Raw genomic sequence first — 14,937 nt, forward strand, 5'->3', positions numbered from 1 at the left:
AACGAGCGAAGGAGTCGGCTGGGGAGGAGTGAGGCGTCACCGACCTGGCGTCCGTTCTCCCCGTCTCCGGCCGACACCCGCTCTCGTCTCTGTATCCACGCCTCACAGACGACGGCACACGACACCATCCCGGGCCGGCTCCCGAACGTTCTTGGCTCCGCCCGCCGGTGAGAGCGTATGACCGCGGCCGCCGACCTCGTCTTGACGAACGCGGAGGTTCACACGCTGACAGACCCGGACGAGACGTACGAGGCTCTCGCCGTCCGCGACGGCCGGATCGCCCGCCTCGGGAGCGCCTACGACGTCGACTTCCTCGTCGGCACCGACACGCGCGTCGTCGACCTCGAGGGACGGGTCGTGCTCCCGGGGTTCGTCGACGCCCACACGCACCTCCCGATGGTCGGTCGCCGGCTCGTTCACGCCGACCTCGCGGTCGGCTCTCGAGCGGCGTCGATCGACCGACTCCGCGAGCGCGCGGTGGATCTCACGGTCGAGAGTTCGGGCGACGGCGAGGGCGGCGAGTGGATACAGGGCTTCGGCTACGACGAGTCGGGGTGGGACGACGACGGCTACCTCCTCGGGGAGGAACTCGACGAGGTCTCCGACGACCGCCCCGTGGTGGCGTTCCGCGAGGACATGCATGTCGCCTCGGTGAACTCGGTCGCGCTCGACCGGCTCGGCCTGGCAGCGGGCGACCACGGGGGTGACGTCCGCGAGCAGGGCGGCGACCCGACGGGCGTCCTCGTCGAACGGGCGGTCGACGACGTCTGGGACGCCGTTTCGCCCTCGAAGGAGGAGACGAGAGCGCTCCTCACGGCTGCCCAGCGGTACGCGAACGAGCGCGGTGTCACCGCCGTCCACGACATGGTCCGGGGGTCGCACGCACCCGGGGTGTACCGCGACCTCGAACGGGCGGGGGAGCTCACCCTCCGCGTCCGGCTGAACTACTGGGCCGACCACCTCGACGCCCTCAGAGAGGTCGGCCTACGGACGAACCACGGCGCGGGGCTCGTCCGTCTCGGCGCGATCAAGACGTACACCGACGGTAGCTTCGGCGGGCGGACGGCGAAGCTCTCCGCACCGTACGCCGACGCCGACGAGAGCGACACCGACCCGACGGGACAGTGGGTCGTCCCCCCCACCGAACTGGACGAGATCGTCCGCGCGGCCGACGACGCGGGCTTTCAGGTCGCCGCTCACGCGATCGGGGACGCGGCGGTCGACGCCGTTCTCGACGCGTTCGAGCGAGTCAGCTCCGACGGAGACGACGGGTCCCGACACCGGATCGAACACGCCGAGCTCGCCGACGATGCGGCGATCGACCGCATGGTCGACCTCGGCGTCGTCGCCTCCGTGCAGCCGAACTTCCTCAAGTGGGCCGGCGAGGGCGGCCTGTACGACCGCCGCCTCGGCGACCGTCGGACGGAGACGAACCGATACCGCGTCATGGCCGAGGCGGGCGTCCCGCTCGCGTTCGGGAGCGACTGCATGCCGCTCGACCCGCTGTTGGGCGTCTCCCACGCCGTCGACGCGCCCGCGGACGACCAGCGGCTCTCGACCACGGCGGCGCTCAGGGCGTACACGAGCGGGGGCGCGTACGCGGGCTTCGACGAGGACCGCCTGGGCACCGTCACGCTCGACAGCCACGCGGATCTGGTCGCCCTCGACGGCTCGCCGTGGGCCGAAGGGATCGACGGGATCGACGGGATCGACCCGGTGCTGACCGTCGTCGACGGCCGGGTGGTGTACGACGCGGTGGACGGCGCCGCGCGGTCCCGCTGACCCGCCGTGCGGCCACCCTGCACGGAGGCCGTCCACCTCGGGGCCGAACGCCGCCCACCTCGCGCCCGGATGGAAGGGTTGAGGTACGTCCCCGGGTATCGTCCGCCCATGACAACGACCGGCTTCTTCGACCGGCTCCGAGCGCGCATCGAGCGGATCGACAGCGTCGTTTCCGTCGGGCTCGATCCCGACCCCGCACGGATCCCCGATCACCTCCGCGAGTACGACCTGCCGCGGTGGGCGTTCAACCGGCGCATTATCGACGCGACGCACGAATACACCGCCTGCTACAAGCCCAACGCCGCCTTCTACGAGGACGGCGACGGGTGGCGCGCCCTCCAAGAGACGATCGCGTACGCCCACGGGAAGGACGTTCCCGTCCTCCTCGACGCCAAGCGCGCCGACATCGGCAACACCTCACGGCAGTACGCGAGCCTCCTCGACGACGCCGACGCGATCACGGTGAACCCCTACCTCGGACGGGACTCGCTGGAACCGTTTCTGTCCCAGGCAGACAAGGGCGTGTTCGTCCTCTGTCGCACCTCGAACCCCGGCGGCGGCGACCTCCAGGACCTCGAACTCGCCTCGGGCGACCGGGTGTACGAACGCGTCGCGGCGCTCGCGGAGCTGTGGAACGCGAACGACAACGTCGGACTCGTCGTCGGCGCGACCACGCCCGACGAACTCGCCGACGTCCGCGAACAGGTGCCCGGACTCCCGTTTCTCGTCCCGGGCGTCGGCGCACAGGGCGGCGACGCCGAGGCGGCCGTCGAACACGGCCTCGCCGACGGCGTCGGTCTGGTCAACTCCTCGCGCGGGATCATCTTCGCCGGCGAGGACAGGGGGGAGGCGTTCGCCGGGGCGGCCGGCGAGGCGGCCAAACGGCTGCAGAAGCGGCTCAACCAGCACCGCTGACCGGACCCGTCCCCGCGGCCGTTCCTCGATCAGTCGACGAGTCCGACCGCCCGAACGTGCGCTCGAAGGGCGCGCTCGGAGTCGAACTCTTTCCCGCAGGACTCACACCGGTACGTCTCGCGTTCGTCCATGTACATCGATCCGTCCTGTCGTTCGTCGTGATCCGGCATGAGCGTTCGCCCGCCGGGCGTCCCCTCCGTCCAGCCGGCTGGGCGACGTTCCCGGTGACGGAACGTGAGAGGGACCGTGGCGCGTCGGTCGGCGTGACGCGGGTGGCCCGACAGTTCCCGATCGCCGCGGTCGCTCCGCCGACGCTATCTCTGACCGCCGACACGTGCGAGACGCTTACAACCCCGCGTTCCCAATCGCGGGTGTGGACCGCGACCGACTCGTCTTGGGACTCGCGGCGGTGTTCGCCGGCCTGACAGTGTTGCTAGTCGTCGCCTCGCTCGCGTCCGGGCCGTGGTACCTGATCCTCCTCGCCGTCCCGTTCGGCGCGACGACGTACTTCATGTGGTACCAGGCGAGCGGCCGGCTCGAAGAACGGACGCGGACGAGGCGGGTCCGCGCCGGCAGTCGCTTCGGCCGTGGCGCGCGGAGGAACGATCCGAACGGTCCAGGGGGGTTCGGTGCTGGCGCACGGAACGGCCGCACGCGGGGGCGCGCGAGCGTTCGGCCCCCGTCGTCGGGGCCCTCGCCGACAGAGGCGTACCGGACGCTCGGGCTCGACCCCGGGGCCGACGAAGACGCCGTGCGGCAGGCCTACCGACAGCGAGTCAAGGAGGTCCATCCGGACAGGCCGTCGGGAGACGAGGACGAGTTCAAGCGGGTCAACCGGGCGTACGAGCGGCTGACCGACGAACAGACGTAGCTTCCTGATCGATGCTCGCCGGAGGCGTCGTCCGTCGGGGGTGTTCGTGTGACATGAAGACTCATCCCACGGAAACGCTTAACGTGGGTGGTTTCCTACGCGCGACCATGAGCGCTGATCGGGCCGTCCTTGAGGAGGCCCTCGAGCGCGGCGAAGAGGAGGGCGGGCACATCGAGTTCAAAGAGCGGCTCTCTCGCGACATTCACCTCTCGGAGGGACGAATGGAGAGCCTGGCCGCTCAGCTCCGCCACCGCGTCCTCTCGGGCGACGGGACGGCGACGTACGTCGTCGGCGTCACGGACGAGGGTGGCATCGCCGGCATCTCCCGCGACGCGTTCTCCGAATCGATGGACGTCCTCTCGCTTCTGGCCGAGGAGGCCGGCGCTCACATTCACGACGTCGAGACGTGGGGCGTCGGCGACGACGGCCTCGTCGGCGTCGCGACCCTCCGGGAGGGAGGGATGCTCGACGGCGACGACGACCACATCGTCGTCGGCACGGCCGGTCACGTCGACCACGGCAAGTCGACGCTCGTGGGATCGCTCGTCACCGGCCGACCCGACGACGGCGAGGGCGAGACGCGTTCGTTCCTCGACGTCCAGCCCCACGAGGTCGAACGCGGGCTATCCGCCGACCTCTCGTACGGCGTCTACGGCTTCGACGACGACGGGCCGGTCCGTATGGACAACCCCCACCGGAAGGCCGACCGCGCTCGGATCGTCCAAGAGGCCGACCGGCTGGTGTCGTTCGTCGACACCGTCGGTCACGAGCCGTGGCTCCGGACCACGATCAGGGGCCTCGTCGGGCAGCGCCTCGACTACGGGCTCATCGTCGTCGCGGCGGACGACGGCCCCACCCGAACGACGCGGGAGCACCTCGGGATCCTCCTGGCCATGGAGCTCCCGACGCTCGTCGCGCTCACCAAGGTCGACATGGTCGACGACGAGCGCGTCAGCGCGGTCGAGCGTGAGGTCGAGCAGTTGCTCCGCGACGTCGGCAAGACCCCGCTCCGCGTCGAACGTCACGGAGTCGAGACGGCCGTCGAGGAGATCAGCGACGCCGTCGTCCCGATCCTCCAGACCAGCGCCGTGACGATGCAGGGGCTCGACCGTCTCGACTACCTGTTCGAGCACCTCCCGAAGACGACGCGCGAGGAGGGCCGGTTCCGGATGTACATCGATCGGTCGTACTCCGTGACGGGCGTCGGTGCGGTCGCCTCCGGGACGGTCAACTCGGGAAGCGTCGAAGCCGGCGACGAACTCCTCGTCGGGCCGATGGCCGACGGGGCGTTCCGTGAGGTCGAGGTCCGCTCGATCGAGATGCACTACCACCGGGTCGATCGCGCGAAGGCCGGCCGTATCGTCGGCATCGCGCTCAAGGGCGTCCGCGAGGCGGATCTCGAACGCGGGATGGTGCTCCTACCGCGCGACGCCGACCCCGACCCCGTCCGGCGGTTCGAGGCAGAAGTGATGGTGCTCAACCACCCAACCAGGATCGGTGCAGGCTACGAACCCGTCGTCCACCTCGAAACGATCAGCGAGGCCGCGGTGTTCCGCCCCGAGGGCGGGCAGTTGCTCCCCGGCGACACCGGCACGACGGACGTGGAGTTCAAGTTCCGGCCGTATCTCGTCGAGGCCGGCCAGCGGTTCGTCTTCCGCGAGGGCCGGAGCAAGGGCGTCGGAACCGTCACGCGCGTCTACGACGACTGAGCGCAGGGGCGAACGGACGGCACCACAATCGCATCCCCGAGAGACGGTGTGCCGCCGCGTCGCGTGCCGTCCCGCGGCCGGTGTCAGCGCACGGGCCCGCTGGCTTCGGCTTCGTACTTAATGCCACGGTCGCGCCGCCAGTTCGGCGAGCGACTCGAGCTCGTAGTGGGGTTCGATCGTCGCGTCCTCCGCGTACGCGGGGATCCAGACGCTTCGGAGTCCGGCCGCGTGCGCCCCGGCGACATCCGACGCGAGCGAGTTGCCGACGTGCACCGCCCGGTCCGACTCGCCGCCAAGCGTCGCGAGCGCCCGGTGAAACGGCTCTGGCTTCGGCTTCGGTTCCGTGTCGTGTCCGGCGAAGACGACCGTCTCGAACGCGCCGTCGAGGCCCGCCCCCGCGAGCTTGGGCCGCTGGACGTCCGGCGGGCCGTTCGTTACGACCCCGACCCGGTACTCGTCGGTGAAGGCGTCGACGACCTCTCGCGCGCCCGGGAGGAGTCGGACGTCGCCGTGGTCGCGCCGGGCGCTGAACGCGCGGGCGACGTCGCGGCCGAGCGTGGGGTCGCGTCCCCGGTCGTCGGCGACGGCCGCGAAACACGCCTCGCGGAGCTCCTCGATCGATCCCGTCGTGGGAAGGAACTCCTCGTACCGCTCGAAGTACGCCTCCGCGGGAAAAAACGGGTCGACGCCGACGGCGGCGAACGCCTCGTCGAGTACCTCGCTCGTGGTCCGGTTGTACGTGACGAGGGTGTCGTCGAGGTCGAACAGCACGGTGTCGACCGGCTCTGTCGTCATCGTCCTCGGTAGGTTCGGTGTGAATAAAAGGTGTGTGGCGGGTTCAGCCGCCGTTCTCGACCGAGCCGTCGGGCGGCTCCGCGGCGACGTACCCGTCGCTCTCGCGGGCCGCGAGGTCGAGGAGGACGAGCCAGTCGAGGAGGTGGTCGACGCGCTCGCGCCACGTGTCGCGCCATCGCGCGGGGTCTTTGTGCCGCTCCCACTCGGGGACCCGCGCTTCGAACCGCTCGAAGACGGCGTCGGCGTCGACCGGCCTCGGGCCGAGGGCGTCGTTGATCTCGCGTGCCCCGTAGACGCCGTCGAGAAACGCCGCGCGCAGGTAGCCGGGCGTCGGCTCCCGCGTGAGACGGACGAACCCCGACTCCCGCTCCGCGGCGAGCCCCAGCGCCCGAAGGAACGTGAGCCACGTCCGCGCCACGTCGCGGCTCGGGAGTGCCAGCCGACGCACGAGCCGCGCACAGCAGTCGTCCTCGGTTCCGGGGACGAGCGGAACCGCTCGCTGGGCCTCGACGACGCCGTCGAGGGTCTCCGGGGCCGGCGGGAGGAGTTTGAACCGCGTCATCTCCGTCGGCTCACGCGAACCCGAACGACTCCGCGAGCAGGTCCTCGTCGACCGCCCCGAGGACGCGCGTCGGGCCATCGACGACGTCGACGGTCACCTGCGCGGGCGCGAACACCGAGTCAGACACCTCGTAGAAGTCCCAGCCGGCGTCCTCGAAGACCGTCTCGAACGGGGTCCCGTACTCGTCGTTGGCGGTCGACGGGAGGTCGTCGAAGACGTCGCTGTCCTCGCGCACCTGCATGTACACCTGGCCGCCGTAGGCGAGGGCGTCGTTCGTCCGGCCCATCGCGACGCCCTCGTCGTAGCTGACGGGCGCGACGGGTGCCGAGCTGGAGACGGTGAGAACGTCCTTGGGGTCGTAGCCGAGCTCGAAGAGGCGGAAGACGCCGAGTTCCGCAGCACGGGACGCCATCGTCACGCTCCCGACCGTGGAGCCGGTCGCGAACGTCGGGAGGAAGACGCCCGACGGCTCGACGCCGGTGAGGTCGGCGACGTGCCGCGCGACGGCGTCGTCCGGCAGGTCGATGCTCTCGACGGTGAGCACGGTGAGATCGAACTCGTCGTAGTAGCCGACGGCCTGAAACTCGCTCTCCTGCCCGACGAGCGCGCGGGCGGGGCCGGCGCCGAGGCCGTCGAAGCCTCCCCCGCCATCCTGGCCCTCGAACGCGAGTTCCCAGCCGGCCTTCTGCGAACAGAGCAGCGCGAGCGCGGGGTGGTCGGTCGTGAGTTCGACGTGGGGCACCGGCGCGCCCGCGACGGTGTCCATCCGGGTCTGGACCGTCGCGAGACCGGCCGTCTGGACCTCCGCGAGGAGCAGGCCGGCCTCCAGCCCGGCCTCCGCGTCGACGCCGCAGTCGATGACCGTCGCGCCGGAGTCGAGTTCGTAGACGACGACTCCCAGCTCGTCGGCGAAGTCGAGCACCTCGTCGACGAGTTCGATGGCCATCCGGTTGAGACTCTCCATACCTCGCCTTCCGCGCCCTGGAATAAAGGGTCCTGGGTCTGGCTACTCGGGGCGGTCGCGCCGCGGTTCGCGCCCGAGTTCTGCTTCCACTCTGTCGACTTTCTCTCGCGCGCCCTGGCTCCGCGTGCGCTTGTCGTCGATCTTCAGGAACGTGCTCACTCTGTCGCCGTCGACGGCTTTGTGCGCCGTGGCAACCGCCGCGAGGAGGGTGTCGATGTCGTCAGCCTCGACGACAGTGCCCATCGGATTCGTCTCGTAGGCCACGTCGAAGTCGTCGAGCGCGGCGACGGCCTTCGCTACCTCGGGGGCCATGCTCCCCTCGACGACCGGTGCCACGCTCAACATTGCGATGACGGTCATACGTGGGAGAGCACGGGGAGGAAGGTAACTGTCGGTGGTCGGCCGGACACTGACGGCGAGCGCGGTGCGGTGGCGCGCGGGAGCGAGCACCGCGAGCGACTCGCGCGAGGGATGAGCGACCGGGCGAGCGACGGAACGGAGCGAGCGCGAGAGCGAATTGGCTGGCGAGGACGTGGCCCAATCGCCCTGGTGACTGTTCGGCGTTTTCGCCCCGTCAGCCGCACCGACGCTCTTTCGCCCCGTCAGCCGCACCGACACCGTCGCCGACCGCTCGTCACGCCCGTTGCCCGCGAACCGGTCCCGTGACACCCACTCTCCCCGCCAGGTTATCTCCACCCCGGCCGTACCACGCGCCATGTCCGTCATCTCCCGCGCGACCGACGCCGATCCGCGGGTCGAGCGCGCGGTCGTCTTGCTCCGCGCGATCGTCCACGAGGTCCGCGCCGAACGGCTCACGTTCATGGCCGGCAGCATCGCCTACCACGCGTTCGTCTCGCTTCTCCCCCTGCTACTGCTGGTGCTGGCGCTCGTCGCGCGCATCGGAGACCGGAGCCTCCAAGCCGCGTTCGAGGAGTTCGTCGCGGCCGTCCTCACGCCGGGTGCGGCACCGATCTTCGTGGGCGAACTCTCCGAGGCCGGGGGCTCCGCGAGCATCTCGCTGTTCGGTGGGATCGTCCTCGTCTGGGGGACGCTCCGTATCTTCCGCGGGCTCGACACCGCCTTCTCCGACATCTACGAGTCCGAGGCCGCCAACACCTTCGCCGACCAGGTCTCCGACGGCGTACTCGTGCTCGTCGTCTTCGCACTGGCCGTCCTGCTGGTGGTGTTCGTTGAGTCGCGGCTCTCGTTCGGCGACGGAGGGGCCGCGTGGCTCGTACACCGCCTGGTGCTCGTCGCGCTCCTCTCGCTCGCGCTGTTCCCGATGTACTACGTCTTTCCCGACTCGGACGTCGGCGTCGTCGAAGTCCTGCCCGGCGTGTTCATCGCCGCCATCGGCTTGGCGTCGTTCGAGACGCTGTTTCAGCTGTACGCCCAGTTCAGCTCGAAAGCACAGGATCCGAGCGTCGTCGCCGGTATCCTCGTCCTCCTCACCTGGCTGTACTTCAGCGGGCTCGTCATCCTGCTCGGTGCCGCGGTGAACGCTGTGCTCTCGAACCGATCGCGCGACGTCAACGTCCGGCCGGTGTTTGGCGGCGTCGACTACGACAACTCGTCGGGGCCGACGCGGACGCAGGTGACCGCCGTGGTCGAGGCACTCGAACACGCGCTCGCCACCGAGCGGCACACCGACGTGGCCGAGACGGACGTGGATACTGACGACCGGAGGGAGGTCGTGGTGACCGTCGGGGACCACCGCGTGACGCTGCCGGCCCCCGACGCCGCCGTCGCCCGGACCGACACGGGGTTGCTCGGTGGCCCCGTCACGATCGAACTCACCTGGTCGCCGAGAGAGTCGGAGTAACCGAGGGGAACGGTCGCAAGTTAATACCGTGGCGTGCGTCTCCCTGTCATGGCGATTCGACTACCCAGTCCGATGACGCCGGGACGCGCCGAGACGACCAAGACGGCGGAGACGGGGACGCGGACGCAACGACTGGTCGAACTCGCGAGCGAGGAGCCCAGCGCCGTCACGGCTTCCCGGGCGGTCCGTCCACCCGCCCTCGTCCGGAACAAACACCTCGCGGACGACGGCTTCGGCGAGGCGTATCTCGTCTGGCGGTGTCTGGACTGCGGTACCGTCGGCTCGCTCGACGCCCTCCCGATGCGGTGTGTCTGTGGCGCGCGCCGCGAGGCCCTTGCGTACGTCGTCGAGGACTGAGAGCGCTCACGCCGGCTTCCTGCCGGTCGCGTCCGTGTCCGTCGCCGCCACCGGTGGCGCGCCGCGCCGGGGCCGGAGGTAGTTTCAAATACGAACGCGTCGTAGCGCCGCCTATGGCGATCTCTCGCCGCTGTTCTGGCTGCAACGCGCTCTTGCAGACCAAGCGTGACCTGACGAAACTCGACGGCGTGACGAAGCCCTCGTGGCGCTGTCGGCGGTGCCAGACGACGGTCCCGGGCATCGTCGCCGAGCGGCTGAAACACCAGAAACAGCACGAACTCTGAGCGCCGACCGCTCGTCCGACCCCCGTCGGCTCGAGTGTCGGCCGTCGCTCCCTTTACACGGCGAGCCGTGCGTCCTCCGTGCTTCCGAGGCAGCAGTTCTCCGATTTCGGTTCGTTCGCTTTCGGGTAGATGCCACGCACGTCCCACACAGGTCCCACTCACGTCCAGGTGGATGCCAGACCAGTGTCCGCGTGGCATAGACGTTTGTGATAATTTTAATTCGTTCTGTAGTAAAACTTTAACCCTCGGCGCCCCTTCGAACGAGTATGAGAAGTACGTTCACTCTCAGTAAAGCATACCGTGGCTTCGACGAAGGCACCGAGTTCGAGCGAGTCGCCGCGTACGGTCCGTGGCACGTCGCCTCGATGAAGTTAGAGAGCACCGACAACCTCCGTCGCGTCGAAGTGACCTCCGAAGAACTCGAACAGTTCTTCGCCGCGTAAACCACCCACCGGCTTTTTCCAGCGAGTTCGACGTTTCCGTCGAGACGCGGCTGTCGCGTCCGACGCGAAGCGCTCGCCCCTGCGGGCGTTCCGTCACGGTGAGTCTCCACCACCCGTCTCGGGTCGAGCTAGGTGGTGAAGACGGCACCGACTACGGAGCGTATCAGTGTGAAAGAACAGCGTCGTCAACCAGTCGCCGTGAGGCGACAGCTGAAACGTCGTTTAGTTGCGGACGAGGTTCGTCGCGCGGGGGCCCTTGGGGGCCTGTTCGATGCTGAATTCGACCTCGGTACCTTCCGTCAGGTCCTCGCCGCCGACATCCTCCATGTGGAAGAACACGTCGTCGTCAGAGTCGTCCGTCGAGATGAAACCGTAGCCGCCTGTGTCGTTGAAGAAATCAACCTTTCCGTTTGCCATTGCAAACAAACGTAGACTGGGTATATAAATAAAACTTGCGAGGGTCGCGGTACCATGACCCCTCCCAGGGGAGTGGAGATCCTATCGCCCGGTGCCACGAGTGGTAACCCTCCGCGGACGCTCTCGCTGATCGGCCCTTCTCGCTGTTCTCCGGAGCCGGCACTTCCGTCGACGACACTCGTGAGTCTCCGACACCGTCGTCGCCGAGGCCTCCTCGTCTCGTACAGGAGTCGAGCCGTGCGCTGGTTGGGATGTTGAACCGAGTAGAGATGTGCTCGCTCGTACCTCGCTGCGCGCGACTCTCCGGGTTCAAACCTCAGGAACTCACACACCGCACTCAACGAGGCCGAGCGGCACGCGAAGCGTCCGCTCGTTGTGTTGCGTTCGGAGAAGTGCGCTGGCTGGGATGTTGAACCACGGTCGTTCCGCTCACTGCGTTCGCTCCACTCTCTGATTCGAATCCCAGGTGCTCACACACCACGTCCGACGAGGCCGAGCGACACAGAAGTCGCTCGCCGTGTCAGATGTTGTAGAAGTGCGCTGGCTGGGATTTGAACCCAGGTTGTGACCATGGCAAGGTCACGTGATACCACTACACTACCAGCGCGTTCTGCGCATCTTCTGCTAATGCCACGGTGCTATAAAAATCCGTCCTTTCACCCCTTCCGTGAGTGTCTCACTCAGCCACGCCGGTGCGCCGGCGGTGGATCCACCCCAAACGTTCATGATCGTTCTACACGATGATTCAGGGGAGGACACATGAGCACGACGAAAGAGATTCTCGACCACCACTGGGAGGCGTTCACGACACAGGACCTCGACATGGTCATGGAAGACTACGACGACGACTCGGTCGTCATCACTAATCTGGGGACCTTCCACGGTCTCGACGGGATCGAGGAACTGTTCACGGGCATCTTCGACGAGTTCTCACAGCCGGGATCGACGGCCGAACTCGAGATGGAAGAGATCGTCGACGACACCGCCTACATCGTCTGGCACGGCGAGACGCCGGACAACGAGTACGCGTTCGCCACGGACACGTTCCGCATCGAAGACGGCGTCATCACCGTCCAGACGTTCGGCGGGAAGATCGACGCGAAGTGAGCACGGCCGAAGAGGGGTCACCCGCGCTCGGGCGCTCCCGTGTGACACCCTGTGACCCCGCGTGACCCGCGGTCGATCACACCCCGACGTGTGTGTCTCTGACACACGTATTCTCGGGTCTGCGTGACTGTCAGGCCCTCACACCCCCACATACGATTCGCTATCCTTTTCAACGAGGCTCGGGTACGTCGGGTACAGTCTAGACGCAACGATGGACGGCTCGGCATGACACTCAGCGTACTCGTGCCGTCTTCCCTCGTCCGGGAAGCCGAGGACCAACGCGAGGCGACTCGCAAACTCGGCTACGTCGCCCGAGCGGCGACGGTGTTCCGGGCGGACCGGCTCGTCGTCTTCCCCGACCGGGAAGGCGAAACACGGTGGGGAGGCGGGTTCGTCGAAACCGTACTCCGGTACGCCGCCACCCCACCCCACCTCCGAAAGGAGGTGTGGGACAGGCGGGACGAACTGGCGTACGTCGGTGTCTTGCCGCCCCTCCGAATCGCGTCTACGACCGGCTCCGACTCTGCCGAGTCGGGGTCGTTAACACAGGGAATCGTGACTGAGGTCGGACCTGAAGGCCGCGTCCGGGTCACTTGCGGACTGCAACACCCGATCTCGCTCCTCGTCCCCTCCGACATGGAGGTCGAGGAGGGAGAGCGCGTCACCATCAGGATCTCTTCGAGAGAGCCGGTCCGTGCGCGGATCGTCGACGCCCCACAGCCGGGGTACGACGTCTCCCGTATGGACCTCGCGGAAGCGCTGGGCCGCCCCGACGCCGGGATTCGCGTGGCGACGTCCCGGTTCGGACGGCCGCTGTCCGCCGACGGACTGGCGGATCTCACCCGCCGGGTCGCCGAGGGCGCAACGGTCGCCTTCGGCGCGCCCGGGCGGGGGCTTCCGGACATCCTCGGTATCGAGACCGAGGCCGTCGCCGCCGCGAGCGGCGAAGTCGAACCCGACGGTTCGGATCCGGGGTTCGACCTCTGGCTGAATACGATTCCGGCGCAGGGCAGCGAGGTGGTGCGAACGGAGGAAGCGATGTTCGCCTCGCTCGCGACCCTGACACTCCCAAGCCAGACGGAGTAACACAACATGCCACAACCAAGCAGACCACGCAAAGGCTCGATGGGCTACAGCCCGCGCAAGCGCGCGACGTCGGAAGTCCCGCGTTTCCGCTCGTGGCCCGACGACGATGGCTCCCCTGCACTGCAGGGCTTTGCCGGCTACAAGGCCGGGATGACCCACGTCGTCATGGTCAACGACCAGGCCAACTCCGCCCGCGAGGGCATGGAGGAGTCGGTGCCGGTGACCGTCGTCGAGACGCCGCCGATGCGCGCCGTCGCCCTGCGAGCCTACGAACAGACGTCGTACGGGATGAGGCCGACAACGGAAGTGTGGACGAGCGAGTTCCACGAGGACCTCTCGCGCACGCTCTCCGTCCCGGCCGAAGACAGCTTCGACGAGGACGCCGACGAACTCCGCGAGCTCGTCGACGACGGCGCGGTGGATGACCTCCGGGTCATCACCCACACCGTCCCCGGCGCGCTCGCGAACGTCCCCAAGAAGAAGCCCGACGTGATGGAGACCCGCGTCGGCGGCGGCTCCCTGTCGGAGCGCGCCGACTTCGCACTCGAGCTCCTCTCGGGGGGCGGCGAACACTCGATGAACGACGTGTTCCGCCCGGGGCAGTATCTCGACGTGTCGGGAATCACGAAAGGGAAGGGCACCCAGGGCCCCGTCAAGCGCTGGGGCGTCCAGAAGCGGAAGGGCAAACACGCCCGGCAGGGGTGGCGCCGACGCATCGGCAACCTCGGTCCGTGGAATCCTTCGCGCGTGCGCTCGACTGTCCCCCAGCAGGGGCAGATGGGCTACCACCAGCGCACCGAACTCAACAAGCGGCTCATCGACGTCGGCGACGGCTCCGAGCCGAGCGTCGACGGCGGCTTCGTCAACTACGGCGAGGTCGATGGCCCCTACGCGCTCGTGAAGGGGTCGCTGCCGGGGCCCAACAAGCGACTCTTACGGTTCCGCCCGGCCGTCCGGCCGAACGACCAGCCGCGCCTCGACCCCGAGGTGCGCTACGTCTCCACAGCCTCGAACCAAGGATAATGAAAGCGACAGTACGCGACCTGAACGGTGACGACGCGGGCGAGGTCGACCTCCCCGACACCTTCGACACGCCCTACCGGCCGGATCTCATCCAGCGGGCGGTCGTCGCCGCGCAGGCCAACCGGAAGCAGGCGTACGGTGCCGACCCCTTCGCCGGGATGCGAACCCCGGCGGAGTCCTTCGGGAGCGGACGCGGCATGGCTCACGTCCCCCGTGAGAACGGGCAGGGCCGCCGCGTTCCACAGACGGTGGGTGGCCGCAAGGCCCACCCGCCGAAAGCCGAGAAGGACCAGGGGAAGCGAATCAACGACAAGGAGCGCCAACTCGCCGTTCGATCGGCGGTCGCCGCGACCGCGGACGCCGCCCTCGTCGCCGAGCGTGGGCACCAGTTCGACTCCGATCTGGAGCTCCCGCTCGTCGTGAGCGACGAATTCGAGGACCTGGTGAAGACCAAGGAGGTCGTCTCCTTCCTCGAAGCGGTTGGCTTAGATGCCGACATCGAGCGCGCCGAGGAGCGGACGGTCCGCGCCGGCCAGGGCAAGGCCCGCGGCCGGAAGTACCGCCGCCCGACGTCGATCCTCTTCGTCACGAGCGAGGAGCCCTCGAAAGCCGCGCGCAACCTCGCGGGCGCCGACGTCGCCACCGCGGCGAACGTCTCCGCCGAGGACCTCGCGCCGGGCACCCACGCGGGTCGCCTGACGGTGTGGACCGAGAGCGCGCTCGCGGAGGTGGCAGACCGATGAGTTCCGACGCACACGTTGCGCGCGTCGACCTCACGACGGTCGCCGGAGGTGACCGTC

General features: G+C 68.5%; 18 protein-coding genes and 1 tRNA gene. 12 read left to right on the forward strand and 7 right to left on the reverse strand.

What is annotated here, in order from left to right; translation table 11 throughout:
• Positions 1-177 precede the first annotated feature (177 nt).
• Together NKJ07_RS19820 and pyrF are read left to right on the forward strand one after the other, a co-directional pair.
• The gene (locus NKJ07_RS19820; RefSeq protein ID WP_318568504.1) at positions 178-1,782 is read left to right on the forward strand and encodes an amidohydrolase; all 1,605 of its coding nucleotides are present in this window, start codon (positions 178-180) and stop codon (positions 1,780-1,782) included.
• A 108-nt stretch (positions 1,783-1,890) separates the two neighbouring features.
• Positions 1,891-2,697, forward strand: a complete 807-nt coding sequence (gene pyrF / locus NKJ07_RS19825) for an orotidine-5'-phosphate decarboxylase (protein ID WP_318568505.1) — start codon at positions 1,891-1,893, stop codon at positions 2,695-2,697.
• A 29-nt stretch (positions 2,698-2,726) separates the two neighbouring features.
• On the opposite strand, the gene NKJ07_RS19830 is transcribed toward pyrF, so the two are convergent.
• Entirely contained in the window at positions 2,727-2,867 is a 141-nt protein-coding gene (locus NKJ07_RS19830) for a C2H2-type zinc finger protein (RefSeq protein WP_318568506.1), read from the reverse strand.
• A gap of 203 nt (positions 2,868-3,070) precedes the next feature.
• Here NKJ07_RS19830 and NKJ07_RS19835 point away from each other — a divergent pair, with 203 nt between their 5' ends.
• On the forward strand, positions 3,071-3,568 hold the full coding sequence (locus tag NKJ07_RS19835; protein ID WP_318568507.1) for a J domain-containing protein: 498 nt from the start codon (positions 3,071-3,073) through the stop codon (positions 3,566-3,568).
• Positions 3,569-3,675: 107 nt separating this feature from the next.
• Positions 3,676-5,277: a GTPBP1 family GTP-binding protein gene (locus tag NKJ07_RS19840; RefSeq protein WP_318568508.1), complete on the forward strand. Its 1,602-nt coding sequence runs from the start codon at positions 3,676-3,678 to the stop codon at positions 5,275-5,277.
• A 117-nt stretch (positions 5,278-5,394) separates the two neighbouring features.
• Here NKJ07_RS19840 and NKJ07_RS19845 read toward each other — a convergent pair whose 3' ends face one another.
• From NKJ07_RS19845 to NKJ07_RS19860, 4 genes are read right to left on the reverse strand one after another with little or no spacing between them, the layout of a single operon-like run.
• On the reverse strand, positions 5,395-6,072 hold the full coding sequence (locus NKJ07_RS19845; protein ID WP_318568509.1) for an HAD family hydrolase: 678 nt from the start codon (positions 6,070-6,072) through the stop codon (positions 5,395-5,397).
• A 43-nt stretch (positions 6,073-6,115) separates the two neighbouring features.
• Positions 6,116-6,634 carry a double winged helix-containing putative transcriptional regulator gene (locus tag NKJ07_RS19850; RefSeq protein ID WP_318568510.1) on the reverse strand — a complete coding sequence of 173 codons (519 nt, stop codon included), beginning with the start codon at positions 6,632-6,634 and terminating at the stop codon, positions 6,116-6,118.
• A 10-nt stretch (positions 6,635-6,644) separates the two neighbouring features.
• Positions 6,645-7,598 carry a methenyltetrahydromethanopterin cyclohydrolase gene (mch, locus tag NKJ07_RS19855; protein WP_318568511.1) on the reverse strand — a complete coding sequence of 318 codons (954 nt, stop codon included), beginning with the start codon at positions 7,596-7,598 and terminating at the stop codon, positions 6,645-6,647.
• Positions 7,599-7,640: 42 nt separating this feature from the next.
• On the reverse strand, positions 7,641-7,958 hold the full coding sequence (locus NKJ07_RS19860; protein ID WP_318568512.1) for a thiamine-binding protein: 318 nt from the start codon (positions 7,956-7,958) through the stop codon (positions 7,641-7,643).
• Positions 7,959-8,313: 355 nt separating this feature from the next.
• Here NKJ07_RS19860 and NKJ07_RS19865 point away from each other — a divergent pair, with 355 nt between their 5' ends.
• From NKJ07_RS19865 to NKJ07_RS19880, 4 genes are all read left to right on the forward strand, one after another.
• A complete protein-coding gene (locus tag NKJ07_RS19865) occupies positions 8,314-9,420 on the forward strand; it encodes a YihY/virulence factor BrkB family protein (protein WP_318568513.1) in 1,107 nt (368 codons plus the stop codon).
• Between the two features lie 48 nt (positions 9,421-9,468).
• Entirely contained in the window at positions 9,469-9,777 is a 309-nt protein-coding gene (locus tag NKJ07_RS19870) for a DUF7130 family rubredoxin-like protein (RefSeq protein ID WP_318568514.1), read from the forward strand.
• Between the two features lie 113 nt (positions 9,778-9,890).
• The gene (locus NKJ07_RS19875) at positions 9,891-10,061 is read left to right on the forward strand and encodes a hypothetical protein (RefSeq protein ID WP_162562537.1); all 171 of its coding nucleotides are present in this window, start codon (positions 9,891-9,893) and stop codon (positions 10,059-10,061) included.
• 266 nt (positions 10,062-10,327) lie between these two features.
• Entirely contained in the window at positions 10,328-10,504 is a 177-nt protein-coding gene (locus tag NKJ07_RS19880) for a hypothetical protein (protein ID WP_318568515.1), read from the forward strand.
• A 222-nt stretch (positions 10,505-10,726) separates the two neighbouring features.
• Here the strand turns inward: NKJ07_RS19880 and NKJ07_RS19885 are convergent, their stop codons facing one another.
• A complete protein-coding gene (locus NKJ07_RS19885; RefSeq protein WP_318568516.1) occupies positions 10,727-10,921 on the reverse strand; it encodes a cold-shock protein in 195 nt (64 codons plus the stop codon).
• A 536-nt stretch (positions 10,922-11,457) separates the two neighbouring features.
• A tRNA-Gly gene (locus tag NKJ07_RS19890) sits at positions 11,458-11,528 on the reverse strand.
• Between the two features lie 152 nt (positions 11,529-11,680).
• On the opposite strand from NKJ07_RS19890, the gene NKJ07_RS19895 reads away from it, so the two are divergent.
• The 4 genes from NKJ07_RS19895 (at position 11,681) to rpl4p (ending at position 14,880) form a co-directional block, all read left to right on the forward strand.
• Positions 11,681-12,028 carry a nuclear transport factor 2 family protein gene (locus NKJ07_RS19895; protein ID WP_318568517.1) on the forward strand — a complete coding sequence of 116 codons (348 nt, stop codon included), beginning with the start codon at positions 11,681-11,683 and terminating at the stop codon, positions 12,026-12,028.
• Between the two features lie 225 nt (positions 12,029-12,253).
• Positions 12,254-13,114 (forward strand): RNA methyltransferase, encoded by an 861-nt coding sequence (locus NKJ07_RS19900; protein ID WP_318568518.1) that lies wholly within the window; start codon positions 12,254-12,256, stop codon positions 13,112-13,114.
• 6 nt (positions 13,115-13,120) lie between these two features.
• Positions 13,121-14,137: a 50S ribosomal protein L3 gene (locus NKJ07_RS19905; RefSeq protein WP_318568519.1), complete on the forward strand. Its 1,017-nt coding sequence runs from the start codon at positions 13,121-13,123 to the stop codon at positions 14,135-14,137.
• Positions 14,137-14,880 carry a 50S ribosomal protein L4 gene (gene rpl4p, locus NKJ07_RS19910; protein ID WP_318568520.1) on the forward strand — a complete coding sequence of 248 codons (744 nt, stop codon included), beginning with the start codon at positions 14,137-14,139 and terminating at the stop codon, positions 14,878-14,880. The genes NKJ07_RS19905 and rpl4p overlap by 1 nt, the downstream gene beginning before the upstream one ends.
• Positions 14,881-14,937: the final 57 nt, after the last annotated feature.

This window comes from Salinigranum marinum (assembly GCF_024228675.1).
Lineage (GTDB): Archaea > Halobacteriota > Halobacteria > Halobacteriales > Haloferacaceae > Salinigranum > Salinigranum marinum.

Bases quoted from the DNA above. Each gene is read 5' to 3' on its own strand.
- NKJ07_RS19820 (WP_318568504.1), top strand. From the start codon at position 178: ATGACCGCGGCCGCCGACCTCGTCTTGACGAACGCGGAGGTTCACACG.
- pyrF (WP_318568505.1), top strand. From the start codon at position 1,891: ATGACAACGACCGGCTTCTTCGACCGGCTCCGAGCGCGCATCGAGCGG.
- NKJ07_RS19830 (WP_318568506.1), bottom strand. From the start codon at position 2,867: ATGCCGGATCACGACGAACGACAGGACGGATCGATGTACATGGACGAA.
- NKJ07_RS19840 (WP_318568508.1), top strand. From the start codon at position 3,676: ATGAGCGCTGATCGGGCCGTCCTTGAGGAGGCCCTCGAGCGCGGCGAA.
- NKJ07_RS19845 (WP_318568509.1), bottom strand. From the start codon at position 6,072: ATGACGACAGAGCCGGTCGACACCGTGCTGTTCGACCTCGACGACACC.
- NKJ07_RS19850 (WP_318568510.1), bottom strand. From the start codon at position 6,634: ATGACGCGGTTCAAACTCCTCCCGCCGGCCCCGGAGACCCTCGACGGC.
- mch (WP_318568511.1), bottom strand. From the start codon at position 7,598: ATGGAGAGTCTCAACCGGATGGCCATCGAACTCGTCGACGAGGTGCTC.
- NKJ07_RS19860 (WP_318568512.1), bottom strand. From the start codon at position 7,958: ATGACCGTCATCGCAATGTTGAGCGTGGCACCGGTCGTCGAGGGGAGC.
- NKJ07_RS19865 (WP_318568513.1), top strand. From the start codon at position 8,314: ATGTCCGTCATCTCCCGCGCGACCGACGCCGATCCGCGGGTCGAGCGC.
- NKJ07_RS19870 (WP_318568514.1), top strand. From the start codon at position 9,469: ATGGCGATTCGACTACCCAGTCCGATGACGCCGGGACGCGCCGAGACG.
- NKJ07_RS19875 (WP_162562537.1), top strand. From the start codon at position 9,891: ATGGCGATCTCTCGCCGCTGTTCTGGCTGCAACGCGCTCTTGCAGACC.
- NKJ07_RS19880 (WP_318568515.1), top strand. From the start codon at position 10,328: ATGAGAAGTACGTTCACTCTCAGTAAAGCATACCGTGGCTTCGACGAA.
- NKJ07_RS19885 (WP_318568516.1), bottom strand. From the start codon at position 10,921: ATGGCAAACGGAAAGGTTGATTTCTTCAACGACACAGGCGGCTACGGT.
- NKJ07_RS19895 (WP_318568517.1), top strand. From the start codon at position 11,681: ATGAGCACGACGAAAGAGATTCTCGACCACCACTGGGAGGCGTTCACG.
- NKJ07_RS19900 (WP_318568518.1), top strand. From the start codon at position 12,254: ATGACACTCAGCGTACTCGTGCCGTCTTCCCTCGTCCGGGAAGCCGAG.
- NKJ07_RS19905 (WP_318568519.1), top strand. From the start codon at position 13,121: ATGCCACAACCAAGCAGACCACGCAAAGGCTCGATGGGCTACAGCCCG.
- rpl4p (WP_318568520.1), top strand. From the start codon at position 14,137: ATGAAAGCGACAGTACGCGACCTGAACGGTGACGACGCGGGCGAGGTC.